The organism is Kitasatospora sp. NPDC057936 (assembly GCF_042887525.1).
Lineage (GTDB): Bacteria > Actinomycetota > Actinomycetes > Streptomycetales > Streptomycetaceae > Kitasatospora.
The window spans coordinates 1-25,945 of the sequence record NZ_JBHVPD010000125.1; the positions used below are offsets into that span (position 1 = coordinate 1).

Here is a 25,945-nt window from a genome sequence, read left to right on the forward strand (position 1 = left end):
CCCGCGATCGGGTGCGGCGGCCTCGGGAGCCGTGGGGCTTACTTGCCCAGGCCGGCCTTGACCGAGCAGATCGGCCAGGCGGTGGGGCCCTGGGCGGCGAGGACCTTCTCGCCGACGGCGATCTGCTGGTCCTTGGTGGCCAGGTCGGCGCGCGGGGCGAAGGAGGTGCCACCGAAGGCGGCCCAGGTGCTGGAGGTGAACTGCAGGCCGCCGTAGAAGCCGTTGCCGGAGTTCACGGCCCAGTTGCCGGTGGCCTCGCACGCGGCGACCTTGTCCCAGACGGTGGCCGGCGCGGCGGAGGCGGTCGTCGCCGTGACGAGGCCGGCCACCGGCAGGGCGAGGACCGCCCCGGCCATCAGAGCCATCCGGACGCGGTTGCGGCGCTTCGGGGTGGCGATGGCGGTGGCAGCGGCGGTCTCGTTACGGAAAGTCATGCGGTTCCTTTCGGAGGTTCTGCGAGCGCGCGGAACCAGGCCCTCGGAAGGCCGTCGGTTTCGGGGACACGCACTCGCGTGGTTCGGCACCGGTTCCGGCTCCCGGGCGGTGAGGCCCGGTGGAGCGGTGTGCTCGGTGCAACGGGTTCGAAGGTACGGGGGCGGTCGTGGCGGTTTCAAGGATTTACGGATCAAGGCAGGTCAGCGAGGTGTTACCGGGCGTAAGGATCAAGGAATTGGGCGCTTTTGGGGCTTTTTGCCCCTATTTCCAAGATCGAAAGGCCTGTCGAAGTGGTCCGGACCACTCGGCGGGCCGTGTGAGGCCGCGCACACCGTCGACGGGGAGTGACGGTCCGCGGGCTCCCGGTGCCGGATCCGCCACCCCCGGCGCGCCCGGGGGTGGCCCGCACCACAGGCCTCACCCGGAGTGCCCCGTGTCCTCACTCCCGGTGGCGGGCATAGCCTCGGGCGCATGAGCGAGCGGAGCGAGCGAATCATCGGTAGGCGCGTATGGGCGAATGCCCCTGGCGAGCGAAGCGAGGCGGGCGCATGAGTCATGACAGCGATGCGGAGGCGCTCGGCGGTGCCGAGGAGCCCGGGGCGGCGGTCGCACCCGCCGGGTTCGAGCTGGGGACGGACGGACCGAAGGTGATCCTGGCCGGGCTGGACGGCTCGGACTCCTCCTGGCGGGCCACCGCCTACGCGGCCGGCCTGGCCCGGCGGCAGGGCGCGACCCTCGCGGTGGCGTACGTGCAGCCCGTGCTCGGCGCGGCCACGGCACTGGCGGGGGCGGCGGTGGAGGAGACGACGCAGGAGATCGCCGAGGAACTGCTGGCGGCCCTGCGCGACGCCGAGCAGCGGATGAAGGACGTGTGGCGCGTCGAGTGGCACTTCCTGACCATGCGCGGCGACCCCTATACGGGGCTGGCCAAGCTCGCGAACGAAATGCGGGCCGACGCCGTCGTCGTCGGCGCCTCCGAGCAGGCCGGGCACCGGGTGATCGGCTCGGTGGCCGTCCGGCTGGTGAAGGCGGGGCGCTGGCCGGTGACCGTCGTGCCGTAGCGGGCTCCACAGCGGGCTCCGCAGCGGGCCCCGGTGCGGAGCCGGACGGCGGGAACGCTAGGCTCCGCACCCATGATCGAGATCACGGGGGTCCAGGCGGAGCCTGGCGGCAGCGTCACGCTGAAGTTCGAGGACAAGCGCTTCACGGTGGAGCCGGTGGAGACGGGGTGGGACTGGCGGGGGATCTTCCTCGTCGGGTTCGGGATCTTCATGCTCCTGGCGCTGGTGTCGCTGTTCGGCTTCGGCTACATCATCAGCAAGGCCCACCTTGCGAAGCTGGAGAACGCGAACGCCGTCTTCTTCTTCTCCTGCTTCGGGCTCTCGCTGCTGTCCGGCGCCCTGGCCTGGCTGAGCGAGCAGATCATCGACATCTTCGGCAGCGGCAAGCCGGCGAAGTACACGCTCGCGGTCGAGCGCATCGCGGGGATCCAGTACGAGCAGACCGACCCGCAGGGCGGCCTGCGGGCCACCGTGCGCAAGGCGGACGGCGACGTCGTCCGGCTGAGCGTGGCCGGCGCCAAGGGCCCGGAGCTGTACCGGGCGTTCGACGGGATGTTCCGGCCGGCCGCCCCGCAGTACGGAGAGGCCCCGCAGTACGGCGTGCGCTGAGCCGGGGCCGCCCAACGGGCGTGCGGCACGGCGGAGATAGGGTGCGTGACCATGACGGACACGCCGGTCACGCACCCCCGCCAGCCCGAGCCCGCCCACCAGCCGACCGACCCCGCCCACCAGACCGGCAGTGACCTCCACCTCGACCTGCCCGCCACCGGCGGCCGCAGAGCGGCCCTGATGACGGCGCTGCGCGAGGCCATCCGCAGCGGACGGCTGGCCCCCGGCACCCGGCTGCCGCCCTACCGCACGCTCGCCGCCGACCTCGGCCTCGCCCGCAACACCGCCGCCGAGGCCTACGCCGAACTCGTCGCCGAGGGCTGGCTCACCGCCCGCCAGGGCTCCGGGACCACCGTCGCCGAGCGCGCCGAGCCCGTGCCGACGGCCAGGGCCCGCCGCCCCTCCGTCCGTCCCGGGCCCGTCCACGACCTGCGCCAGGGGCAGCCCGACGCCGCCTCCTTCCCGCGCTCCGGCTGGCTCGCCGCCGGGCGCCGCGCCCTGACCGCCGCGCCCAACGAGGCGTTCGGGCCCGGCGACCCGCAGGGGCGGCGCGAACTGCGCACCGTCCTCGCCGACTACCTGGCCCGCGCCCGGGGCGTGCGCACCGACCCCGACCGGATCGTCGTCTGCTCCGGCTTCGCGCACGCGCTGCGGCTGCTGTTCGACGGCGCGGGCGCCGTCCTGCCCGCCGGGGAGAACGGGCCGCTCGCCGTCGAGGGCTACGGGCTGCCCTTCCACCGCGGGCTGCTGGCCCGCGCCGGGGTCGCCACCGTGCCGCTCCCGCTGGACGAGGACGGCGCCAGGACGGCCGGGCTGACGGGCGGCCGCGGGCACGCGGGGAGCCGGGACCTCCAGGACGTCCGGACGGTCCTCCTCACCCCCGCCCACCAGTTCCCCACCGGCGGGCCGCTGCACCCCTCGCGGCGCGCCGCCGTCGTCGACTGGGCGCGCGGTCGCGGCGGGCTCGTCCTGGAGGACGACTACGACGGGGAGTTCCGCTACGACCGCCAGCCGGTCGGCGCCGTCCAGGGCCTCGACCCGGAGCGCGTGGTCTACTTCGGCACGGCGAGCAAGAGCCTGTCGCCCGCGCTGCGCCTCGGCTGGATGGTGCTGCCCGACCACCTGGTCGACCGGGTGCTCGCGGCCAAGGGCGAACGCGAGGGCTGGGCCAGCGCGTTGGACCAGCTGACGCTCGCCGAGTTCATCGACTCCGGCGGCTACGACCGGCATGTGCGCGGGATGCGCCGGCGCTACCGGGACCGCCGCGACCGGCTGGTGGCCGCCCTCGCCGAGAGCGCCCCGCACGTCGCCGTCTCGGGCATCGCGGCCGGTCTGCACGCCGTCCTGCGGCTCGCGCCCGGCACCGAGCGCTCGGTGCTCAAGGCCGCCGCCTACCGGGGCCTCGCCGTGGAGGGGCTCGCCGACTACCGGCACCCGGGGCTCGCGGCGCAGGACATGCCCGCCGCCGACGGACTCGTGGTCGGCTACGCCACCCCGCCCGACCACGCCTACCAGGCGGCGCTCGCCGCGCTGTGCGACATCCTGCCGGCGCCGGCCTGAGCGGGGCGGGGCCCCGGGAGCGTCGTCCGGCCGGCCCCGCGGCGCACCCGGCCGCGTGGCGGGCAGGATACGGTGCCGGGCGACGGGTCGGGGGCGGAACGCGTGCGCAATGACCCGCCGCGTCCGCCCGTGCGTCGTCACCCGGTACCGGCCGCGGCGGAGGGGAGCAACGGAAGCGGTACCGCCCCCTACGCTCCATGGACATGCGCAGAACACATCTCAGCCGTTCCGCTCTCGCCGCGATCCCGGCCGCCGCCGGCCTGCTCCTCTCCGCGGCGCCCGCCCAGGCGGCCGCGCCACTGCCGCTCACGGCCGTCGTGGACCGGGCGGCGACCACCCCGGGCGGCTCGTTCACGCTCGCACTGACGCTGACCAACCCTTATGACACGCCCATCCAGTTCGTCTACCAGAGCGTCCAGCCGACCTACCCGACCACCCTGGAGCCGGGCCTCAAGTTCACCGCCACCGCGTGCGGCACCCAGACCAACGGGTGCAGCGAGAACGTGCACGGCGGCATCGCCCGCTACAACGTGCCGCTCGCGCCCGGTGCCTCCAGCAGCTTCAGCGTGACCTTCACCGTCGCCAAGGACTCGGCCTGCGGACCGTCCACCCGGATCGACCTCTACACCTACCTGTACTACGAGTACAACGCCGGCCTGTCCAACAACTCCGGCATCGTCAACATTCCCGGCACGCAGGTGCCCTGCGCCTGACCCGGTTCCCGCAACCCCTTCGTCCGTCCCCCGGATCCCGGTGAATCACCCGGCCTTCCCCGACCTCTCCTGAATCCCCCCGACCCCCTCGATCCCCCGTCAGGTGCCGGCCACCCCCGTACCGGCACCTGACGGGCCGTTCGCGCGCCCGCGCCCGGCCGCTGTCGGTGGCGGCTGGCAGGCTGGGTCCCATGTCCGAACCGCTGTGCACCGACCCCGCCGACGACCTGCTCGTGCCGATGCCGTACGCCGTGTACGCCGCCATCCGGGAACGGGCCGGGGAGCGGACCGCCCCGCTCGTGGACCGGCTGCTCCGCTCCTCCCTCGCCCTGACCCCGGCCCTCGACGACGGCTCCGGCGGGGAGCCCGCCGCGGGCCCGGCCGTCGGCCTGCTCGGCGGTCCGGCCGCGCTGCCCGCCGACGTCGCGTGGCCCCGCCACGGCGAGCACCCGATGCAGCTCCTCGCCCAACTCGACTGCGCCGGCCTGGCGGAGGCCCACCGCACCACCGGCCCCGGCGGTCCGTGGCCGCTGCCGGCCGACGGGCTGCTGCTGTTCTTCCACGACGACCTGTTCTCGGACTACGCCGGGCACGGGTGCCGCGTCCTGCACGTCCCGGCGGGGGCGCCGCCGCGGCCCGAGCCGGCCGGCCGCGGCGAGTTCGCCCCGCTCGCCGCCGTGCCGCTGCGGGCGGACTGGGCGCTGTCCGCGCCGTCCTACCAGGACCGCGAGCTGGAGGACCTGTTCCCCGACGACTTCATGGTCGCGCTCGACCTCGCCTCCGACTTCCGCGACCACCTTCCCGGCCCCGACGTCCGGGTGCTCGGCTGGTGCGACACCGACACCGGACGGCACGAGGGGCACCGCCCGCTGCTCCAGGTCGAGGCCTCGGCGGCCGGCGCGCACTGGGGCGAGACGGTCAACGTCTCCTTCTGGATCACCGACGAGGACCTGGCCGCCGGGCGCTTCGACCGCGTGCGCCACGGCATGGAGGTGGCCTGACCCAGGGGGTGTCTTCGAACCCCCGCCTGCCGTGCGACGACAGCCCCCTGGGCCCCGCACACGAACCACCGCACCGCCACGCCGCAACCGGCGTGGCGGTGCGTCGTGTTGACGCCGCGCGCCACCCCGTTGGGCCCGTCACGGCCCCGGCGCTGGCGGCCGGTCGCGGCCCCGGCGGCTCCGCGACGCGGCCCTGACCAGGCCTCCGGCACACGCGGATCCGCGCGGCGAACGGACGTTTGACAGGCTTTTCGCGCGGAGCGGGCGGATCCGGATCAGATTCACCCTATCGGGGGGCACTCGGCCGCCGTACGGCTCTGGCCGGGCCCCGGTGATCTAGGGTTCCGGGTGGGCCGCCGGGAGAGGCGCCCGCGCTTGCGCAGACTTCGCCAAAACCCCCACCAATACGCGTATCTGATGATCCGCCATGGCTCCGGCCGGGACGGATCGGTCCGACCCGCCCGCGTGATTTCGACCAGATGAAGGAGACCCCTGCCGATGCCCGTCGACACCAGCACCGAGACACAGCAGGCACAGCAGCAGTCCCTCGCCACAGCCGCTGCCCGCAACCTCGCGACCACCACCAAGTCCGCACCGCAGATGCAGGAGATCACCTCCCGCTGGCTGCTCAAGGTGCTCCCCTGGGTCGAGGCCCACGGTGGTGCCTACCGGGTGAACCGTCGCCTCACCTACACCGTCGGCAACGGCGTGGTCGAGTTCATCAAGACCGGGTCCGAGGTCCGGGTGATCCCCCGCGAGCTCGGCGAGCTCGCCCTGCTGCGCGGCTACGAGGACGACGACGTGCTCACCGCCCTCGCCGACCGCTGCCAGCAGCGGGACTTCGGCCCCGGCGAGGTGCTCGTCACCCAGGGCGAGGCGGCCGACCGGATCTACCTGATCGCGCACGGCAAGATCAACAAGATCGGCACGGGCAAGTACGGCGACGAGACGGTCGTCGGCGTGCTCGGCGACGGCGACCGCTTCGGCGACGACGCCATCCTGAACCCGGACGCGGTCTGGGAGTACACCGCCAAGAGCGCGACCGCCGGTGTCGTCCTCACGCTCAGCCGCCGCGACTTCGAGCAGATCCGCGACAACGCGCCGACCCTCCAGGAGCACCTCCAGGAGTTCCTGGCCCTGCCGCTGCAGGCGCAGAACGAGCGCGGCGAGGCCGAGATCGCCATGTCGGCCGGCCACCACGGCGAGCACGAACTGCCCGGCGCCTTCGTGGACTACGAGCTGAAGCCGCGCGAGTACGAGCTCAGCGTCGCGCAGACCATCCTCAAGGTCCACACCCGCGTCGCGGACCTGTACAACCAGCCGATGAACCAGATCGAGCACCAGCTGCGCCTGACCATCGAGGCCCTGCGCGAGCGGCAGGAGTTCGAGATGATCAACAACCCGGAGTTCGGCCTGCTCAACAACGCCGACTTCGACCAGCGGATCCAGACCCACTCCGGCCCGCCCACCCCGGACGACCTGGACGAGCTGCTCAACCGCCGCCGCGACCCCGACTACCTGCTCGCCCACCCGCGCGCCATCGCGGCGATCGGCCGCGAGCTCAACGCCCGCGGGATCTACCCGCACCACGTCGACCTCGGCGGGCAGCAGGTGCCGGCCTGGCGCGGGGTGCCGATCCTGCCGTGCAGCAAGATCCCGATCACCAAGGAGAACACGAGCTCGATCCTCGTGATCCGTACCGGCGAGGACAACCAGGGCGTCATCGGCCTGCACCAGACCGGCCTGCCGGACGAGTACCAGCCGTCGCTGTCGGTCCGCTTCATGGGCATCGACGAGAAGGCGATCATCTCCTACCTGGTCAGCGCCTACTACTCGTGCGCGATCCTGGTGCCGGACGCGGTCGGCGTCCTGGAGAACGTCGAGATCGCGCACGGCCGTCACTGAGCGCCGGGCGGCCCCGGCCGCCGGACCGCGAGCGGCGGTCGATTTTTGCTCCCGGAACGAGCCGAGGCCGTAACCGGCCCGCTCGAAGATCGTTTGACCAGATGACGGACGGCCCGCCCCCGGAGGCGGGCCGTTCGCCTGACGGGGGCGGCGGACCCGCGGTCCGCGGTTCCGCACGGCACGTGCCGGTCCTGCTGCGCCCCTCCGTCCGGCTTTCCTGCCCCAGAGCACTCTGCCCGCAACGGCGGTGTGCTTTCCCGACGATCCGAGAGGTGGGTGGATCCATGCCGCAGCCCCGGCAGCCCCGGCAGCTCCGACGGATACCGGTGGACGGCCGAGGAGGTGCCGTCCGCGGGCGAAAGGCGCGGGTGGCCGGTGCCGCGGTCGGCGTGGTGGCCATGTGCGCGCTGCTGAGCGGCGCGTCGGCCTCGGGCGCCGTGCGCCACGGCGGGGGGCACCCGCACGGGCCGGTCGCCGACGTCTGCGTCTGCACCGGCACGGACGTCTCGGTGGACGTCGGGCCGGACGGGCACGACGTCGGCGTCGGGGTCGGGGTCGGCGTGGACGTCCAGGTGCACTGGCACCACCCGTGCCGGCCGCACGGCGATGACGATGACGACGACGGGCAGGACGGCAAGGGCGGGGACCACGGCGGGGACCACTGGGACCACGGGTACCACTGGGGACACCATCACCATTCGTGCCCGAGCCCGACGCCGACACCGACCCCTACGCCGACTCCAACCCCGACTCCGACACCCACCCCGACCCCCACGCCGAGCGCCACACCCCCGAGTCCGACGCGCACACCGGCGCCTCCGCCCCCGTCGTCGGCACCCCCGCCGCCGCCCGCACCGGCGCCGGCCCCGCGACTCCCCGCCCCGGCCGTGCCGCAGACGCCCCGGCCGGCGCCCCCCGTGCCCCGCGCGGCCCCTTCGCCGAGCCCGGCCGCGGTGCTCCCCACCCCGGCGGCGAGCCCGCCGCCTCCGCCCCCGCCGGCCCCGGCGTGGCCGACTCCCGCGCCGCAGGCCCGCTACCACGTGCCGGTCGGTCAGCCCCTGGCGGAGGCCCCGGTGCACCACCGCACCGCCAAGACGACCACCACGATGCTCATCGTGACCGTGCCCGCGGTGATCGCGGCGGCAGCGCTGCGCCCGGGCCGCGGCGGTGGTGGCGGCCGAGGCCGGTCGAGCGGTTCCTGACCGCCGCCCGCCCCCCGAAACGACCCCCGAAGAACCCCTGAACAACCCGCTGGGCCCGGACCTTTCGCGTCCGGGCCCCACCCCGACATTCCCCGTCACCGAGCAGAGCCAGAGAAGGGAGTCCCCATGGACGAGTGGGTCGCTTTGGCCATCGCCATGGCGGCGGCGTGCGCCGTCGTCGTGGCGGTGGTCGTGCTACGGCACCGCCGGGTGGGCACCGTGAAGCACGCCGAGACCCCGGACGTGATCGAGTACATCACGATGATGATCGGCGTGGTCTACGCGATCGTCCTCGGCCTCGCGATCGCGGGCGTCTGGGAGGCGCGCGGCAGCGCCCAGGACGGCGTGTTCCGCGAGGCCCAGTCGCTCCAGGAGGTGAGCGACCGGGCGGTGGTCTACCCGGCCGAGGTCCGCGACAAGATCAGGGCCGACGTGGACGCCTACGTGTCGTACGTCGTCCAGGTCGAGTGGGACTACATGCGCGACCACGGGAGCGTCTCCGACAAGGGCAACGAGCTGCTGGCCCAGGTGCGTTCGGACGTCGCCACCCGGCAGCCCGCGAACGAGCTGGAGGCGCAGACCTACCAGCCCGTGATGGACCGGATCGCCGCCGCCACCGACGCCCGCAACGCGCGCGGGCAGAACGCCGGGCCGACGATGCCCGGGGTGGTCTGGTTCGGGCTCATCGCGGGCGGGCTGGTCACCTTCGGCATGCTCTTCGCGCTCCAGATCCGGCGCACGCCGCGGGAGTTGATCCTGGCGGGCTGCTTCAGCGCGCTGATCGCGTTCCTGCTGTTCATGATCTGGGACTTCGACGACCCGTTCGGCGGGAGCGTCCGCGTCACCACGCAGCCGTTCACCGATCTCTTTCCGCACCTGAACCTGGGCGGCGGTGACTAGTCACCGAAGGCCCGGGGCCGTGCGGATCGATCGGCGATCCGCACGGCCCTGTCTCATTTCTGACGATCCGTCAATGAAGGCTGCTGTCCATGGTGTTCAGCAGCGTGCCGGAGGCGTCGTCGTTCTCCAAGGAGAAGGCGAACATGCCGCCCAGCCCCTTGCCCTTGGCGTAGGCGCCGCGGGCCTGGATGGCCTGCGGGGTGTCGCCGGTCCAGAAGTTGGTGCCGTCGTAGACCCAGCTGCTCTCGGTGACCGGGTCCCAGTGGGTGTTCGCGGCGGTCGGGTCGAGCTCCTTCCAGGCGGCCAGGCCGGCCTCCTGGCTGAGCGGCTTGGCCGCGGTCGGGCCGGTCGCGCTCTGGTACAGGCCGTAGTTCGAGCCGGCTGGGACGCCCGTCCAGCCGCGCCAGTAGAACGGGATGCCGAGGACGAGCTTGTTCGCCGGGAAGCCGCCGGGGATGCCGTACTCGGGGAGACCCGTGGTGTACGCGGCGAGCATGGTGTCCACGTTGTACTTGCGGGTGCCGGGGGTGATCGGCGTGGTCGGGTCGGCCGGGCTGTCGTGCAGCGGGTCCTGGTGGTTGGTCGGGCCCTTGGCGTCCCAGGCGCCGTGCATGTCGTAGGACATGACGTCGGCGTAGTCCAGGTAGGCGCCGATCTTGTCGGTCTCCAGCTGGGCGATCTTGTCCTGGCCGCTGGGCAGGGCGGCGGTCAGCAGGAAGCGCTTGCCCTGGGCGGCGCCGAGGGCGTCCAGCTGGGTGCGGAACTCCTTGAGCAGCAGGGTGAAGTCCTGCTTGTCGGCGGGGGAGTAGTGGTTGCCGGTGTGGCCGCCGGCCGAGGCCGGGTACTCCCAGTCGAGGTCGACGCCGTCGAAGATGCCGGCCGCCGAGGCGGGGCCGCCGGAGGCGTCGCCGGCGACGCCGGTCGGCAGGTCGCCCTTGAGGAACATGTCGACGCACGAGGAGACGAACGCCTTGCGGGAGGCGTCGGTCGCGGCGGCGTCGGAGAAGTACTTGGAGTACGTCCAGCCGCCGATGGAGATGGTGAAGCGCAGGTTCGGATACTTGGCCTTGAGCTGGCGCAGCTGGTTGAAGTTGCCCTTGAGGGGCTGGTCCCAGCCGTCGTCGGTGCCGTCGACGCTGTTCGCGGCGGTGTAGCCGTCCTGGTAGTCGGCGTAGGCGTCGCCGGCGCCGTCACCGGCGTTCGGGTTGCTCTCGTTGGCGGAGTCGGAGGCCTTCACCGCCTGGAAGCAGGTGAACTTCGTCGGGTCGATGTTGGCGAACGCGTAGTGGACGACGTCGAGCTTGCCGGCTGCGCCGCTGGTGTCGACGTTCTTCGGGTAGTACGCGTTCTCGTAGATGCCCCACTGGTCGAAGTAGGCCGAGCGGACGGGCTGTTGGGCGGGCGCGTCGGCGGTCGTGGTGGACACCGGCGCGGACTGGGCGGAGGCGTGGCCGCCGGAGTACGCCTGCACGCTGAAGGTGTAGCCGCTGCGGGGGAGCAGCGAGCTGACCGCGACCGAGGTGCCCATCGAGGTGGCGACCAGTTGTCCGTTGGACCACACCTTGTAGGCGACCGGGCCGTCGCCGGAGGGCAGCGTGGAGGGCTGCCAGGTCAGCACGACGGCGTTGGCGGTGACCTTGGTGACGGAGACGCCGGTGGGGGTCGTGACCTTGCCGTCCCCGGCGGGGCCGCTCGCCGTCGCGGTGGCGGTCGGGGTGGGGCTGCCGGTGGCGGTGGCGGTGGCGGTGGCAGTCGGGCTGCCGGTCGCGGTCGGGCTGGTCGAGGCGGTGGGGCTCGTGGACGCCGTCGGGCTCGTGGACGCCGTCGGGCTCGTGGACGCGGTCGGGCTGGTCGAGGCGGTGGGGCTGCCGGTCGCCGTGGGGCTCGTCGACGAGGTCGGCCCGGACGGGCCGGTCAGCGTGAGGTCGTCGGCGTAGTAGGTGCCGGTGCCGTACCAGCCGTGGGTGAACACGGTCACCGAGCTGGTCGTCGCCCCGGTGGTGAAGCTCGTGCTCAGCCGGCTCCACCCGGTCGCCCCGGGCGTCCAGGTCGAGGAGTTGACGCCGTCTCCGGTGGCGCCGAGGTAGACGTAGCTGCCCTGCACCCAGCCGGACAGCGTGTAGGCGGTGTTCGGCTGGACGGCGACGGTCTGCCGGCACTGCGCGGTGTCCGAGGCCGACGCCGCCCCGCTGAGCGCGTGGGTCCCGCCGTGCGCCGGGGTGGTGACGACCGAGCCGTTCGAGCAGGTCCAGCCGGCCAGGGTGCCGGTCTCGAAGTCGCCGTTGGTCAGCAGGTCGACGGTCGCGGCGGACGCGGGGCCGAGGGTGAGCGCGAGGGCGGCCGTGCCGGTGGTGAGGGTGGCCGCGAGGGCCAGGGCGGTGGCCCGTCTGCGCGGTGCGGCCCGGTGCGCGTCGGCGCGCGCGGGCATGACGCGGTCGTGCATGCGGTGTGTCCTCCGGATGTGTGGGGGTTCCGGCGGTGCGGTGGCCCGGACGGGCCGTGGGGAGCCGTGCCGGGCGCTGTGGGGGCGCGCGGGCGGGTGGCGCGTGAACTCGGTACCACAGATTGGACTGGACCAATAATCCGCGTCAAGGGTTCGCCGGTCCCGGCCGCGCCCTCGCCGGTCCCGGCCGGAGCCCGATCCGTCGTGTCCAGCGGCCGGACCCTTCCCGGGTGAGGCTTGCGCGGACCGGTAAGTTGACCGGTACCTCGCAGGCCCGCCGAACGGAGGACTCGCCATGGACAGCCAGGACTGGGACGACCGCTACGCCGCGGAGGAGCTGGTGTGGGGCGTCGATCCCAACCTGTGGGTCGTCCGCGAACTGACCGGCCGCGCGCCCGGCCACGCCCTGGACGTCGCCGCCGGCGAGGGCCGCAACGCGATCTGGCTGGCCGGCCAGGGCTGGGACGTCACCGGCCTGGACTTCTCCGCCGTCGCCATCGAGCGCGCCGAACGGCTCACCGCCGAACTGCCCGACGAGGTCGCCGACCGGCTCACCTGGCGCCACGACGACGCCCGCACCTTCGACCCGTCGGCCGCCGGCTACGACCTCGTCCTGGTCGCCTACCTCCAGGTGCCCGCCCGCGACCGGCGTGCCGCCCTGCGCCGCGCGGCCGGCGCGCTCGCCCCCGGCGGCACCCTGCTGGTGATCGGGCACGACCTGCGCAACCTGGCCGAGGGCGTCGGCGGCCCGCAGGACCCGCGCGTCCTGTACGGCCCGGAGGACGTCCTCGCGGACGTCGCCGACCACGGCCTGACCGTCGTCCGGGCGGAGAGCGTCCTGCGTCCGGTCGGCGGCGATCCCGGGCACAAGGGTCAGGACGACGGCCAGAACGGCGGCGGCACCGCCGTCGACCTGCTGGTCCGCCTGGAGCGGGGTGCCGCGTGACCTCTCCGCTCTCCCGCCGCACCCTGCTCGCCGGCCTGACCGCGGTCGTGCCCGTGCTGCTCACCGGCTGCTCGTCGAACTCCAAGTCCGACTCCAAGAAGGCGGCCAAGGCCGCGAACGCGACCGCCGCCCGCGCGAGCGATCCCGGCGGCGACGCCTTCGTGATGATCATCCGGCACGGCGAGAAGCCGGACGGCAGCACGCCGGGCCTGGACGAGAACGGCAAGCACGACAGCAAGTCGCTGACCGAGCGCGGCTGGTCCCGGGCGAAGGCGCTGCCCAAGCTGTTCGACCCGCCGGCCACCGGGCTCCGCAAGCCCGCCCGGATCTACGCCGCCTCCGACCAGGGCCCGCTCGCCGGCGCGCACCGGATGCGGCAGACCGTCACCCCGCTGGGCGCCGCGCTCGGCCTGAAGGTCGACATCACCTACGCCGAGTCGCAGGAGACCGAGCTCGCCGGGGCGGTGCTGACGGGCGCCCAGCCGGTGCTCATCAGCTGGGAGCACGGGCGCATCCCGCGGATCGTGGAGGCCCTCGGCGCGACGGGCAGCGGCGCGCCGGCGGTCTGGCCGGACCGCTTCGACCTCGTGTGGGTGTTCTCCCGGACGGCCGGCGGCCCGTGGACGTTCCAGGAGGTGCACCAGCACCTGCTGGACGGCGACTCCTGAGGCCCCGCAGAGGCCGGGGCACCGTCTCTTCATCTCGCGTACACGCGCCTGAGGATCCGTCAACTAGCGTGTCGTGCATGAGGATTCGTGTGCTGATCGCCGCCTCGTCGACCGCCGTGGTGCTGGTCGCCGGATGCAGCGGCTCCGGTTCGGAGGGCGAACCGGAGCCCGGCCTGTCCACGGCCGCCGCCGCGCCGCCTACCGCGGGGTCGCCCACCGGAGGGCCACCCGCCGGAGGGCCGGGCGAGCGCCGGGCCGACGGCGCCGAACTGCTCTACCGGGCGGGCGGGACGAAGAGCGCGCAGAACCCCGCGTTCGCCCCGGACGGCGCCTCCGTGCTGGTCACCGAGTTCGCCGAGGGCTACAACAAGGGCGCAGCCGCCCTCGGCGTGCTCCCCGTGGAGGGCGACCGCACGCTGCGCAAGGTGCTGGAGGACCCGGACAAGGCCGCCGTCAACCTCCCGGGCACCAGCTGGAACGCCGCCGCCGACGCCTTCGCCTTCGCCACCGACCGGGACGGCGGCCACGACGAGGTCTGGACGATGAAGCCGGGCGGCACCCCCGAGCGGGTCACCCGGCACGACGACGACAGCGGCTTCAACGAGCCGAGCTTCTCCCCGGACGGCGAGTGGATCGTCTTCCAGCAGAGCTGGGAGCCCGAGCACGCGTCAGTCCACGGCGACAGCGCCGAGCAGGACTCGATCTGGAAGGTCCGCCGGAGCGGCGGCGCGCCCGTGCGCCTCGTCGACGGCAAGGGCACGAAGACCGACAACCGGCAGCCGAACTGGTCCCCCAAGGGTGACCGGATCGTCTTCCAGCGCCGCGACGCCGGCAGCGAGAGCTGGGCCCTGTGGACGGTCGGGGCGGACGGCACCGGGCTGCGCCGGGTCACCGACTCGCCCGGGGAGCACACCGATGCGACGTGGTCGCCGGACGGCCGGCACCTGGTCTTCTCGTCCAACGCCGGCACCCTGGCGAACGCGCAGGTCTTCGTGGTGGCGGCGGACGGCGGCGAGCCCGTCCGGGTGACCAGGAACGACGGCTCCTACGACGGAGCGCCGAGCTGGTCCCCGGACGGGAAGTGGATCGCCTTCGAGTCGTCGCCGGGCGGCGAGTCCAACCCGGCGGCGCTGTGGCGGATCCCGGCGCCGAGCCTGTGAACCCGGCCGGCGCTACCGCGTCGAGATCGTGACCAGCGAGTACTGCACGACCGTCAGCGGCACGCTGACCGTCGAGCCGGTGACGGTGTACGGCACCGGCCCGGGCGCCGGGTCGGTGCCGTCCGGGGAGGCGACGGTCACCGAGGCGACGGCGGCGCCCGCGGGCAGGGCGCAGGAGAGCGTGCAATCGGTGGGCGTGGTGCGGAAGTCGGCCTGGGTGTCGCCGAAGTCGGTGAAGTTCACGAGGTGGACGACGACGTCGCCGCCGAGCCGGCGGGCCTCCAGGAAGATGCGGCGGTCCCCGGCCAGGGTGACGGCCGGCGGCGCGGACTGCCGTACCGGCGCCAGCAGCAGGTCGGCCGAGGCCTGGTCGTTCCCCGTGAGGTAGCTCAGCCCCGGCAGGGCCTTGACGTACCACGCGGTGCCGGCGCCGTACGCGTTCCGGTTGGTGTCCGGCAGTTCGCCCGCCCGGCTCAGCCCGAGGACGTCGGCGAGCGCGAACTCGGCGCGCCGGGCGCCGAGCCCGTCGAGGCCGGTGGGGTCGGGGCCGGTGATCAGGACGGTGCCGCCGGCTCGGACGTAGTCCCGCAGGACCGCCGCCTCCGGGTCCGAGACGGCCTGGAGGTTGGGCAGCAGCACGACCTTGAACCGGGCGAGGTCGGCGGCCGTCAGCCCGGGGCTCGTCACGGTGTCGAACGGGACGTGCGCGTACACCAGGGCCTTGACGGTGCCGCGGAACTCGCCCAGCCACGGCATCGTCGCGCAGCTCATCGTCGGGTCGCCGCCGCCCCACCAGTCGGTGACCCCGGCCGGGGGATCGACGGTGACGTACATCCCGTTGCCCGCGGTGGGGCCGACGTAGTCCCGCGAGGCGCTGGAGTGGTAGACGCCCACCTGGGCGAGGGAGGCGGCGTCGAAGATGCGCGCCTCGTTGGCCCGGACGAAGGCGTAGACCCGGGTGCGCATCGCCGCGTCCACGCCCTCGTTCTTGTAGGGCGTCCTGACCTCGTAGGGGTTGCAGCCGGTGGCGATCACCTGGGCGAGCACGAGCGAGGCGTCGTCCGGCTGCCAGCCGTAGGAGAAGGCCCACGCGGGCCGGTTGCCGCTGGCGGCGCGGGCGTACTTGTACATCGAGATCAGGCAGGTCCAGTCGGTGGCGGTGGCGTGGCGCATGCCGTCGTAGTTGCCGAGGACGTCCACCTCCCACACCTGGCTGATGCCGGCGTCGGCCTGGCGGAGGTAGGCGCCGTCCAGGCCGATCGTGGTCGCGTAGCGGTAGTCCATCGAGACGGTCTCGGAGAAGACGACCAGGTCGGGGTTGACGGAGCGCGCGGCGGCGGCGATGTCCAGCTGGAACCGGGCGAGGTTGCCGTGGCGCCACTCGACGTAGGCGCGGAAGACCGGGTCGGCGTAGTCGGCGGCCCTCGGCAGGGCGAGCCCGGTGTCGGCCTTGAACGCCGCGGCGCCCCACGTGGAGGCGTCGCACCAGGACAGCACGCCGTCGAAGTAGATCGGCACGTCCGGCCAGATCGCGTCGACGCCGGTCGCGGCGAGGAGCTTGATCCGCTTGAGGTAGTAGTCCCGCCAAGGGGAATTGGGGCTGAGCCAGACGCTCTCGTCGTCCTTGTCGACCCACACCACCACGTTGCCGTAGAAGACGTTCGGCTTGCCGTCGAGGTCGCGCTGGACCCACGCGCCGCCCTCGGCGTTCTTGTAGAAGGACCGGCCCTTGAGGCCGCCGGGGGAGATGACCTCCAGCGAGGGGTAGTACATGACCACTCTCAGGCCGGCGGCGTGCGCGAGGCGGGTGAAGGTCGTCACGTCGGCCATGTGCGCCGCGAACTCGGCGTCGGTGTGCCAGTCGGACAGGATCGTGTCGAGCTCGATCACGCTGACGTTCTGGGCCTTCAGCGCGTCGACGGCCGGCTGCATGTCGGCGGCCTCGTTGAACGTGCCGTCGGCCAGGCGGGCGTGGCGCGCCCACTCGGGCCAGGGCTGCGCCGCGGCGGCCGCACCGGTCGGCACCGGTGCGGCGGTGGGCACGGGCGCGGTGGCCCGGGCCCGGCCGGGCAGCAGCCGGACGGTGGCCAGGGCGCCGCCGGCGCCGAGGCCCGCGCGCAGCAGGCGGCGGCGGCCGATGCGCGGGGCGGCGGTGGGTATTCCTTCGTGCTCGGACATGGTGGTCCCCCAGCAAGGGTCGGCATGGCACGGAAGAAGGCGGGCCGGGAGGCGCCGCCTGCCCCCGTTCGCTCGCGGCCCTCCGCACCCTCCGTAGGCGACCTTAGGGGCCCGTGTCCGGCCCGTCCCGCCCCGGCCCACCGGCTACGCCAGACGTCCGAGCGCGCGCCGCCCGGGGCGGGCGACCCCGATCGCACGCAATCGGCACGTTCTCTCCTCCCTGGGAGGCTTGACACCCGGCGTCGCCGCTGGCTGTCGCTCGTCAACTCCTTTGCCTGAAACAGGCGTTGGTGCAGCCCGGTGTCGTCAGCCGGTGTCCAGGTCGCGCCGCCGGAACCCGGCCAGCCCGAGTGCGATCAGTGCCGCCGCGACGAGGGTGAGCACGGCGAGCGGCGTCCAGTCCATGGCCGCCGCGGGCAGCCGCGGCACCTGGCCGAACGGGGAGAGCCGGTCGAGGCCCTCGGGGAACCGCAGCAGCGGCCCGAGGTAGCCGATCACGAAGCCGTACCCGGGCAGCAGCCAGGCCAGCGCGGTGGCCCTGGGCAGCCACCCGTACACGGCCGCGGCGAAGCCCACCGTCACCCACTGGGCGGGCGCGAACGCCAGGGCCGCGCCGGCCAGCCGGAGGAACTCGCCGCCGTCGCCGGTGGAGGCGGCCCCCGCGATCCCGAACCCGGCGCCCGCCGCGAGCAGCACGGCCGTCGAGCCGATCAGCGCCGCCGCGATGTGCGCGCCCAGCCAGCCGGCCCGGGAGACGGCGGCCGCGAGCACCGGTTCGACCCGCCCGGCCGTCTCCTCGGCCCGCGGGCGCAGCATCGCGAGGACGGCGTACACGGCGCCGACGACGGCCACCACGAGCATCGTCAGCGCGGCGAAGGAGTCGGCGAGGCTGTGGCCGCCGAGCCGGGCGAGGGCCTCGCGGATCCGGTCGACGTCCTTGAGCATCGAGTCGGCGTTCCCGAGCAGCGAGCCGTACATCGCCCCGAGGAGCAGGAGGGCCGTCGCGAAGCCGCCGATCAGGCCGCGGTGCAGGCGCAGCGCGAGGCCGAGCGGGGTGCCGAGGGCGGCGCTGCCGGTGGGCGGTCCGGGGCGGGTGGCGCGCAGGCCCGCGCCGACGTCCCGGCGGGTGCTCAGCCCGAACCCGGCCGCGGCGACGGCGGCGGTGAGGGCGAGCGCGGGCAGCAGCGGCCACCAGCGGTCGTCGACGAACGGGTAGGTGTGCTGGAGCCAGCCGATGGGGGAGGCCCAGGCGAGGGCGCTGTCGGCGGCGTCGCCGGCCGCGCGCACCGCGTAGGCGGCGCCGAGCACGGCGAGGGCGAGGCCGGAGGCCGTCCGGGTGTGTGCGGTGGCCTGGGCGGTGACGGCGGTGGCCGCGGCGAAGAGCAGCCCGGCGGTGGCGAGCGCCGCGCCGTAGAGCAGGGCGCCGCCGGTGGTGAGGTCCGGGACGCCGAGTCCGGGCAGCCCGGCGGCGAGCAGGAGACCGAGGGCGAGGTCGGCGACGGCGGCGGTGGCGAGCGCGGCGGCCAGGTGGGCGTGCCGGCCGACGGCGGCGGAGCGGACGAGTTCGGCGCGGCCGCTCTCCTCCTCGGCCCGGGTGTGCCGGGTGACGGTCAGGATGCTCATGAGCGCGACGAGGACGACGGTGAGTCCGAGCATCCGGTGGCCGAGCATGGCGCCCCACGTGTAGTCGGCGAGGTAGTGCCGGGGGCCGGTCATGGCGAGGACGGCGGGGTTCGCGGAGGCGTGGCCGATCGAGGCGCGGTCGGCGGCGGTCGGGTAGACGGTGTGCAGGCTGTTGGCGGTGCCGAGGGTGAGCAGGCCGAGGCCGAGCACCCAGGCGGGCAGCCGGACGCGGTCGCGGCGCAGGTCGAAGCGGAGCAGGGCACCGGTGCCGGCGAACGGGCCGCGGGCGGCGGGGCGGTGTCCGGCGGCGGTGGTGCGGCGGGTGCCGGGGGTCGCGGCGGTGGTGGTCATCGTGCGGCTCCGGCGTCCGCGCCGGGCCCGCCGGGGTGCTCGCCGGCGAGTTCGTCGCCGTAGTGGCGCAGCATGAGCTCCTCCAGCGTGGGCGGGTGGCTGACCAGGCTGCGCAGTCCGGCCTCGCTCAGCCGGCGGACGGCGGCGTCGAGTTCGGCGCCGTCCACGGCGAAGCGCACCCGGGCGCCGTCGGTGCGCACGCCGTGCACGCCGGGCAGTGCGTCGAGGCCGGTGACGAGCCGGACGGTCTCGGCCTCGACGGTGGTGCGGGTGAGGTGGCGCAGTTCGCCGAGGGTGCCGCTCTGGACCACCCGGCCGCGCCGGATGATGCTGACGCGGTCGCCCAGCTTCTCGACCTCGTCGAGGACGTGGCTGGAGAGCAGGACCGTCCGGCCCTGGTCCTTGGCCTCGCGGACGACGTCCTGGAAGACGACCTCCATGAGCGGGTCGAGCCCGGAGGTGGGTTCGTCGAGGAGCAGGAGCTCGGCGTCGGAGGCGAGGGCGGCGACGATGGCGACCTTCTGCCGGTTGCCCTTGGAGTAGCTGCGGCCCTTCTTGGTGGGGTCGAGGTCGAAGCGCTCGACGAGCTCGTCGCGCCGACGGCGGTCGGGGCGGCCGCGCAGCCGGGAGAGGAGGTCGATGGCCTCGCCGCCGGTGAGGCCCGGCCACAGTTCGACGTCGCCCGGCACGTAGGCGAGCCGGCGGTGCAGTTCGACGGCGTCGTGCCAGGGGTCCTTGCCGAGCAGCCGGACGGTGCCGCCGTCCGCGCGCAGCAGGCCGAGCAGGATCCGGATGGTGGTGGACTTCCCGGCGCCGTTGGGGCCGAGGAAGCCGTGCACCTCGCCGGTCTCGACGTCGAGGTCGAGGCCGTCCAGCGCGGTGGTCCGGCCGAAGTCCTTGCGGAGGCCGGAGAGGGCGATTGCCTTCGTCATGTTGTCGAAAGTACCGTAGTTTCAGAAAAACGTGAATATTGGGAAGGCGTTAAAGTTCCCTCGGAAGATCGTCGGAAGATCGACAGCGGATTCGGGACGGTGTGCGGTGGCGGAGCGGGACCAGGAGAAGGCGGACTTCGTCGAGCGGTTCGCGGCCGACCTGGTGGTGGCGGGCATGGCCCGGATGCCCGCGCGGATCTTCTCCTGCCTGATGGCCGAGGAGAGCGGCGTGCTCACCTCCGCCGAGCTCTCCGAGCGGCTGCGGATCAGCCCGGCGGCCGTGTCGGGCGCGATGCGCTACCTGACCCAGGTCGGGCTGGTCTCCAAGGAGCGCGAGCCCGGATCCCGGCGCGACCGCTACCGGGTGCTGAACGACGTCTGGTTCGAGTCGCTGACTCGGCGCGACGAGATCATCATGCGCTGGATCCGGGTGCTCAAGGACGGCGAGTCGGTCGTCGGCGCCGACACCGCGGCGGGGCGGCGGCTCGCCGAGAGTGCCGAGTTCTTCGAGTTCATGATCGACGAGCTGCACGGGATGCTCGGCCGCTGGCGCGTCGAGCGGGCCCGGCGGGCGGCGGCCGGCGAGGGCGCGCACTAGCGCCGAAGGATCCCACAACTACCCACTGCGTGACGGCAGTTCACCCAAGGACACCTCGAACGGCGGTCCGCTGCGCTACCACTGGCCGCATGGACGACGACGTGGTGCCCATTCCCGACCACCTCACCATCCGGGTCACCCACACCGACGACCCGGTCTCCGCCGTGGCCGGCCTGGAGGCGTGGGAGTCGCGCGAACGCTATCCGGACCTGCTCATGATGCCGCCGGTCTTCGGCTCGATCGAGCGCACCCCCGAGGGGGCCTGGCGGATCCTCTGCTTCCACGCGGGCACGCCGCAGGGCGCTCGCGACGACCTCGGGCACGTCTTCCGCTGCTGGGCGCACGGCGAACCCGGCGGCCGGTGGGCCGCCCCCTGGGACATCACCGACGCCGAGCGCGCCGCCTACACCGCCGCGTACGAGCGGCTGGAGTGGGAGAAGCTCGACGAACTGGCCGTCGCCGGGCGGCAGTACCGGGTCTTCCGCGCCGAACAGGTGCTGCGCGGGGGCCCCGAGGGCGTCGAACCGCCGCGCCCCACGGACCCGGACCCGGCGCCGGTCGGCCGGGGGCACCGGGCGCCGTCCCGGGTCGACGGCTACGTGATCGACCCGGCCGCGGCCGTCTCGCTGGTCGACGGCATCGTCCGGCTCGACCTGATGACCCTGGTGCCGAGCGGCCGTTCGATCACCGAGGAGGTCCGCGAGGACGCCAGGCAGGCCTCTGCGCTTCACCCGAACGTGTTCGTGCTGCCCGTGCACTGCGCCGTCGCCGAACAGCGTGACGGGCGCTGGGGCCCGATGACCGGTGCCTGCGAGACACCGCAGGCCGCCCGCGACACCCTGGCCGCCTACCTGCGCGAGTTCGCGCCGATGACCGACCCCGGTCTGGGCGAGGACGAACTCGCCGCCTACGCCGCCGCGGCCGACCGACTGGACGCACTGCGGGCCAACACCGTCGAGGCCGCGGGGCGCCGCTTCCAACTGGTGCGCGTCGAACCGGTGGTGCGGCTCGGCCCGGACGGCCCGGAGCAGCCGCGCCCGTCGGACCCCGACCCGGACCCGCCGATCATGGTCCAGGAGGCCCGCGACCGCGCGGCGGGGCTGCTGCCCGAGGACGAGCAGGACTGAACCGGGCGCGCAGTTTTGCCGGGGTGGAGGGGAACCCCCGTCCCCCCTCCACCGCCGGAGACCGTGGTCAGGTGCGGTGCCGGCCACCCGGAGCCCGTGGGGTGGCTGCGGGTGGCCGGCGGCGCATGCAATGCGCGCATGCGGCACCTTCGCCCGCCGACCGGACGGAGCCGGGACCTGCCCCCGTGTCGCGGCGGGACGGCCCCCGTGTACTGCCCGTCCACGCCTTGCAGGTCCTCACCGTCCGGTGCGGCGTCGCGACCGATCGTGCATACACGGACCCCGGTCTGTCAAGGATGCTTGATGAGAACGCCGTTCAGCCGACTTCTCGTCACGTATGATTGACGACGCTGGACCCGACACCGCGAAGGAGTGCACAGGAAGATGGCCGAGGACACCGCGGCTCACCGCCGGACCATCGCGGAGCGACTCACGCACCTCATGAGCACCGGACACCCCGACGGCACCGGCCCGCGGGACTACCACGCGGTGGAGCAGGCCAGCCAGGAGTACGCGGAGCGGTACCCCGGCAGCCCCACGATCAGCCGTCAGACGGTGCACAACCTGCGCAACGAGCGGGTCGCGAACCCGGGCATCAACAGCCTGACCGCGCTGGCGAACGTCTACCGCGTGCCGATCTCGTACTTCCTCTCCGAGGGGGAGGCCGCCGGCGGCACGCCCGCACCGGACCCGGACATGGTGCTCCAGCGCCTCGACGGCATCCTCAAGGTGCTGCAGCCCGACACCGCCGCGGCCCTCGACGACGACGCCCGCGTCGCCGTCCTGACCGCCAGGAACTGCCCGATCGGCCGCGACGCCCTCGACGGCCTGCGGGCCGGCCGGTGGGACGAGCGGCTGCGCCTGCCGCTGGACGAACTCGCCGCCAGGATCAGCCTCCCGGCCGGGTACTTCGTCGACCACCGCATCCCCGCCGCGGACCCCAACGACCTGCTGCTGCTGGGCGCGCTGAAGGCCCAGGGGGCCAGAGGCATCGCCCTGCGCCAGGTCGCGGGGCTGCCCGAGGACGCCTTCCAGGCCCTGTCGCCCATGCTGGACCTCCTGAGCAAGGCCGATCCGCGCCGGCGCATGTGAACGGGACCCGCCCGGCGGGAGCGGGCGGGCCGATTCGTTAGGCTCCCCTCCACGCGGTCCTCGACCGAGCGGCCAGGGGGAGCCCGATCAGCGTCCGGGGGATGGCGTGCCGTTTGTCCGATGGAAGCAGAACGAACGCCTCTGGGGGCCGGAGTTGAACGACAAGGACCTGCGAAAACACTGCGCGGACGTGGTGGCCCGGATCGACCTCCCGAGCCCCTTCAGCATCAACTCGCTCGTCGACAGCGTCGAGCGCCAGCGCGGCCGCGGGATCTCGCTCGTCCCGATCCCCCTGCCGGTCCGCCAGGGCAGCCCCTGCGGCCTGTGGGTGGCCACCGACGACGTCGACTACGTCCTCTACCTCGCGGACACCAGCCGGGCCCACCAGGAACACATCGTCATGCACGAGCTCGGCCACATGCTGCTCGGCCACGGCTTCAGCGAGGCCGACCAGGACGAGGCCGCCCGGCTCCTGATGCCCACCCTCGACCCGCGCTTCGTGCAGTCCGTCCTCGCCCGCTCCGTCTACACCTCGCAGGAGGAACGGGCCGCCGAGTACGTCGCCTCCCTCCTCCCGCTGCGGGCCGGCCGCGCGCCCTCCCGCACCAGGCAGGAGGCCGTCAGCCCCGGGATGGCCAACCTCGTCCGGCACATCGGCGCGGCCCTGGAGCGCAATTCGCGCTAAGGTCGAGCCCCGTGCTGCTGCTCACCGTCGTCTACGCCGTACTCGCGGTCATCACCTGGACCGCTTTCTTCTACAAGGTCCGCGACCTCGTGCGCGACTGGCGCAACAGGGAACTCCAGATCCTGTGCCTGTCGATCGCCACGTTCGCCGCGCCGTTCGTCCTGGCCTCGCCCCACGTCTACATGGGGATCGACCGCCTCCTCGGCGTGCCGAACATCGCGACCCTGATCATCTACGTCTGCGTGGCGGTGTGCGTCTCCGGGTTCATCGCCCTGCTGGTGTCCTGGTCCTCGGCCCAGAGCGGGATGAGGGTCCGTCACTGGCTGGGCGTGGGCTACTCGCTGACGACCATCGCCGCCATGGCCGTCCTCTTCTTCCTCGGCAACGTCGACGGCGTCGAACACCCGGTGGACTTCGACGTCACCTTCGCCGATGTGCCCTACATCTCGGTCTTCCTGCTCGGCTACCAACTCCTCTTCACCACCAGCATGGTGATGCTCATCGTGCTGTGCCGCCGCTACGCCGCGGCGGTCGACCGCCCGTGGCTGCGCCGGGGCCTGCGCACTGTCGCCCTCGGCGCGTTCTTCGGCCTCGGCTACGGCGTGCCCAAGATCCTCAACATGCTCTGGGACCAGGTCGCCACCTCGCCCCTGCACACCGTCAGCAGCATCGGCGCCCCGCTGTCCGCCAGCGTCTCGGCCCTGCTGTTCTCCGTCGGCTTCACCATGCCCGCGTGGGGCGAGGGACTGGACCGCCTGCGCGAGATCGCGGTCTCCTACCGCGCGTACAAGCGCCTCTACCCGCTCTGGCACGACCTCGCGACCGCCTTCCCGGAGCTCGTCCTCCTCCCGTCGAACGACCGTCGGCAGCCGTGGTCCGCCAAGGCACTGCTCGCCCGGCCGGCCATCGGGATCCGCGAGGGCCGGATGACGCTCGCGCCCCGCGGCGGCCGGCAGGGGGACGACCAGCAGGCCGACGGCCTCCAGGACCTCGACCTGCTCGTGGCCCGCCAGCGGGTGGAGATCCGCGACGCCCAGCTCCGGCTGCGCCCCTACTACACGGACACGGCGGCGAACGCGGCGCGGGACCTCGCGCGGGAGCGGGACCTCGCACCCGACGAGGTCGAGGCCGCCGTGGAGGCCGCGCAGGTGAGCGTGGCCCTGCGGACGCACGCCGCCGGGGCTCCCGTGCCGCCCCCGGCCCCCGGCCGCCACGAGCCCGCGGCCGTCGACCCGGCCGAGGAGGTCGCCTTCCTGGTCAAGGTCGCGGTCGCCTACCGGACCTCTCCGATAGTCGCCGCCGTCACCGAACGCTTCGGTGCCGCAGGCTCGTTCGACGCCGGGGTCACCGCCTCATGACGGAAGCCGCCATGACGGACGCCGGCCTGCCCTCCGACGGGACGCTGTTCGACGGAACGCTGCTGACCGACCCGCACGCGGGCTACGCGCACCTGCGCACGGCCTGCCCGGTCGTCCGCACGACGACGCCGGACGGTGCGCCGGTGTGGCTCGTCACCCGCTACGAGGACGTGCGCGCGGGGCTCGCCGACCCGCGGCTGTCGCTGAGCAAGGCGACGTCCACCAGCAGCGGCACGCACGGCGCCTCGATGCCGTCGGCGCTCGACGCGCACCTGCTCAACATGGACCCGCCCGACCACACCCGGGTCCGCCGCCTGGTCGCGCCCGCCTTCACCGCCCGCAGCGTCGCCCGGCTGCGACCGGCGATCGAGCGCCGCACGGCAGAGCTCCTCGACCGCTTCCAAGGCGGTTCGGCCGATGTCATGGGGGACTTCGCGACGCCCTTGGCGCTCACGGTGATCTGCGACGTGCTCGGCATCGCGGAGGAGGACCGCCGGGACTTCCGGACGTGGACGGACGCCCTGCGCTCGCCCGCCCCGGACGCGGCGCTCGCCTCCCGCCGGGCCCTGAAGGACATGCACCGCTACCTGGTCGGCCTGATCGCCGGCAAGCGGGAGCGGCCCGGCGACGACCTGCTCACGCAGATGGTGTCGGCCCACGAGGACGGCGACCGGCTCTCCGAGCCCGAGCTCGTGGCCCTCGCCTTCCTCCTCCTGTTCGCCGGGTACGACAACAGCGCGAACCTCGTCGGCAACGCCGTCCTGGCGCTCCTGACCCACGAGGAGGCGCTGACCGCCCTGCGGTCGGGCGGTCTCGCCGTCGGCCGGGTGGTCGACGAGGTCATGAGGTGGAACAGCCCGTCCATGCTGGCCTCCCGGCGCTTCGCCCGGGAGGACCTCGACATCGGCGGTGTCCGGATCGCCGCCGGGGAGCGGATCTGGATGTCCCTCACCTCGGCCAACCGGGATCCGCAGCAGTTCGACGACCCCGGCCGGTTCGACCCGGGCCGTTTCGACCCCGGCCGGTTCGACCCGGGCCGTTTCGACCCCGGCCGGTTCGATCCCGGCCGTTTCGATCCGGCCCGCCACGACGCCGGCCGTTTCGATCCCGCCCGGCACGACGCCGGCCGGCCCGAGGGCGGGCACCTCGGCTTCGGCCACGGCATCCACCACTGCCTCGGCTCGGCGCTCGCCCGCCTGGAGGCCGGGATCGCCGTCGAGGCGCTCGTCCGGCGCTTCCCGTCCCTGCGCGCGGCGGACCCGGACGCGGCCGTCACGTGGTGCGAGTCCTTCCGCAACCGGGGGCCGCTCGCACTGCCCGTCACTTGGTGACCGTTACCTGGTGACCGTCAGCGGTGCACGACAGCGCTTCGCCCCGCCGAGTGGGAACCCGGCGGGG

At 73.7% G+C, this 25,945-nt stretch carries 21 protein-coding genes and 1 pseudogene; 17 read left to right on the forward strand and 5 right to left on the reverse strand.

Going from position 1 to position 25,945, the window contains the following annotated elements:
* Window positions 1-47: 47 nt before the first annotated feature.
* Window positions 48-434, reverse strand: a pseudogene (locus ACFVU9_RS40590) (transglycosylase family protein); the annotation flags it as partial.
* Between the two features lie 549 nt (window positions 435-983).
* Between ACFVU9_RS40590 and ACFVU9_RS40595 the strand changes: the two are divergent.
* The 8 genes from ACFVU9_RS40595 to ACFVU9_RS40630 all read left to right on the forward strand — a co-directional run bounded on the left by ACFVU9_RS40595 (window position 984) and on the right by ACFVU9_RS40630 (window position 9,386).
* Entirely contained in the window at window positions 984-1,496 is a 513-nt protein-coding gene (locus ACFVU9_RS40595; protein ID WP_387602346.1) for a universal stress protein, read from the forward strand.
* A 72-nt stretch (window positions 1,497-1,568) separates the two neighbouring features.
* Window positions 1,569-2,105, forward strand: coding sequence for a hypothetical protein (locus ACFVU9_RS40600; RefSeq protein ID WP_380440234.1), 537 nt, complete (start codon window positions 1,569-1,571; stop codon window positions 2,103-2,105).
* Between the two features lie 51 nt (window positions 2,106-2,156).
* On the forward strand, window positions 2,157-3,665 hold the full coding sequence (locus tag ACFVU9_RS40605) for a PLP-dependent aminotransferase family protein (RefSeq protein ID WP_380440236.1): 1,509 nt from the start codon (window positions 2,157-2,159) through the stop codon (window positions 3,663-3,665).
* 203 nt (window positions 3,666-3,868) lie between these two features.
* Window positions 3,869-4,378, forward strand: coding sequence for a hypothetical protein (locus ACFVU9_RS40610; RefSeq protein ID WP_387602349.1), 510 nt, complete (start codon window positions 3,869-3,871; stop codon window positions 4,376-4,378).
* Between the two features lie 191 nt (window positions 4,379-4,569).
* Window positions 4,570-5,379, forward strand: coding sequence for a DUF1963 domain-containing protein (locus ACFVU9_RS40615; RefSeq protein ID WP_380508053.1), 810 nt, complete (start codon window positions 4,570-4,572; stop codon window positions 5,377-5,379).
* Window positions 5,380-5,877: 498 nt separating this feature from the next.
* A complete protein-coding gene (locus tag ACFVU9_RS40620; protein ID WP_380440242.1) occupies window positions 5,878-7,284 on the forward strand; it encodes a family 2B encapsulin nanocompartment shell protein in 1,407 nt (468 codons plus the stop codon).
* Window positions 7,285-8,357: 1,073 nt separating this feature from the next.
* Window positions 8,358-8,486, forward strand: coding sequence for a hypothetical protein (locus ACFVU9_RS40625; protein ID WP_380440244.1), 129 nt, complete (start codon window positions 8,358-8,360; stop codon window positions 8,484-8,486).
* 126 nt (window positions 8,487-8,612) lie between these two features.
* On the forward strand, window positions 8,613-9,386 hold the full coding sequence (locus tag ACFVU9_RS40630; RefSeq protein WP_380440246.1) for a hypothetical protein: 774 nt from the start codon (window positions 8,613-8,615) through the stop codon (window positions 9,384-9,386).
* 70 nt (window positions 9,387-9,456) lie between these two features.
* On the opposite strand, the gene ACFVU9_RS40635 is transcribed toward ACFVU9_RS40630, so the two are convergent.
* Entirely contained in the window at window positions 9,457-11,829 is a 2,373-nt protein-coding gene (locus ACFVU9_RS40635) for a glycosyl hydrolase family 18 protein (protein ID WP_387602354.1), read from the reverse strand.
* A gap of 295 nt (window positions 11,830-12,124) precedes the next feature.
* Between ACFVU9_RS40635 and ACFVU9_RS40640 the strand changes: the two genes are divergently transcribed.
* The 3 genes from ACFVU9_RS40640 (at window position 12,125) to ACFVU9_RS40650 (ending at window position 14,603) form a co-directional block, all read left to right on the forward strand.
* Window positions 12,125-12,775: a class I SAM-dependent methyltransferase gene (locus ACFVU9_RS40640; protein ID WP_380440250.1), complete on the forward strand. Its 651-nt coding sequence runs from the start codon at window positions 12,125-12,127 to the stop codon at window positions 12,773-12,775.
* On the forward strand, window positions 12,772-13,443 hold the full coding sequence (locus tag ACFVU9_RS40645; protein WP_380508060.1) for a histidine phosphatase family protein: 672 nt from the start codon (window positions 12,772-12,774) through the stop codon (window positions 13,441-13,443). The genes ACFVU9_RS40640 and ACFVU9_RS40645 overlap by 4 nt, the downstream gene beginning before the upstream one ends.
* Window positions 13,444-13,520: 77 nt before the next feature.
* Window positions 13,521-14,603, forward strand: a complete 1,083-nt coding sequence (locus ACFVU9_RS40650; protein WP_387602358.1) for a TolB family protein — start codon at window positions 13,521-13,523, stop codon at window positions 14,601-14,603.
* 12 nt (window positions 14,604-14,615) lie between these two features.
* Here ACFVU9_RS40650 and ACFVU9_RS40655 read toward each other — a convergent pair whose 3' ends face one another.
* From ACFVU9_RS40655 to ACFVU9_RS40665, 3 genes are all read right to left on the reverse strand, one after another.
* Complete coding sequence (locus ACFVU9_RS40655) at window positions 14,616-16,781, reverse strand: hypothetical protein (protein ID WP_387602361.1); 2,166 nt, start codon at window positions 16,779-16,781, stop codon at window positions 14,616-14,618.
* A 306-nt stretch (window positions 16,782-17,087) separates the two neighbouring features.
* Window positions 17,088-18,755, reverse strand: coding sequence for an ABC transporter permease (locus ACFVU9_RS40660; protein ID WP_387602364.1), 1,668 nt, complete (start codon window positions 18,753-18,755; stop codon window positions 17,088-17,090).
* Window positions 18,752-19,687 carry an ABC transporter ATP-binding protein gene (locus tag ACFVU9_RS40665; protein WP_387602367.1) on the reverse strand — a complete coding sequence of 312 codons (936 nt, stop codon included), beginning with the start codon at window positions 19,685-19,687 and terminating at the stop codon, window positions 18,752-18,754. Before ACFVU9_RS40665 ends, ACFVU9_RS40660 begins: the two co-directional genes overlap by 4 nt.
* A 106-nt stretch (window positions 19,688-19,793) precedes the next feature.
* On the opposite strand from ACFVU9_RS40665, the gene ACFVU9_RS40670 reads away from it, so the two are divergent.
* The 6 genes from ACFVU9_RS40670 to ACFVU9_RS40695 all read left to right on the forward strand — a co-directional run bounded on the left by ACFVU9_RS40670 (window position 19,794) and on the right by ACFVU9_RS40695 (window position 25,878).
* Window positions 19,794-20,285, forward strand: coding sequence for a GbsR/MarR family transcriptional regulator (locus tag ACFVU9_RS40670; RefSeq protein WP_380440262.1), 492 nt, complete (start codon window positions 19,794-19,796; stop codon window positions 20,283-20,285).
* Between the two features lie 89 nt (window positions 20,286-20,374).
* Entirely contained in the window at window positions 20,375-21,412 is a 1,038-nt protein-coding gene (locus ACFVU9_RS40675; RefSeq protein ID WP_380508074.1) for a DUF5954 family protein, read from the forward strand.
* Between the two features lie 384 nt (window positions 21,413-21,796).
* A complete protein-coding gene (locus ACFVU9_RS40680; RefSeq protein ID WP_380440265.1) occupies window positions 21,797-22,504 on the forward strand; it encodes a hypothetical protein in 708 nt (235 codons plus the stop codon).
* Between the two features lie 106 nt (window positions 22,505-22,610).
* A complete protein-coding gene (locus tag ACFVU9_RS40685) occupies window positions 22,611-23,189 on the forward strand; it encodes a hypothetical protein (protein WP_359958570.1) in 579 nt (192 codons plus the stop codon).
* Window positions 23,190-23,200: 11 nt separating this feature from the next.
* Complete coding sequence (locus tag ACFVU9_RS40690; RefSeq protein WP_380508077.1) at window positions 23,201-24,547, forward strand: MAB_1171c family putative transporter; 1,347 nt, start codon at window positions 23,201-23,203, stop codon at window positions 24,545-24,547.
* Between the two features lie 11 nt (window positions 24,548-24,558).
* Window positions 24,559-25,878 carry a cytochrome P450 gene (locus ACFVU9_RS40695; RefSeq protein ID WP_387602372.1) on the forward strand — a complete coding sequence of 440 codons (1,320 nt, stop codon included), beginning with the start codon at window positions 24,559-24,561 and terminating at the stop codon, window positions 25,876-25,878.
* Window positions 25,879-25,945 lie beyond the last annotated feature (67 nt).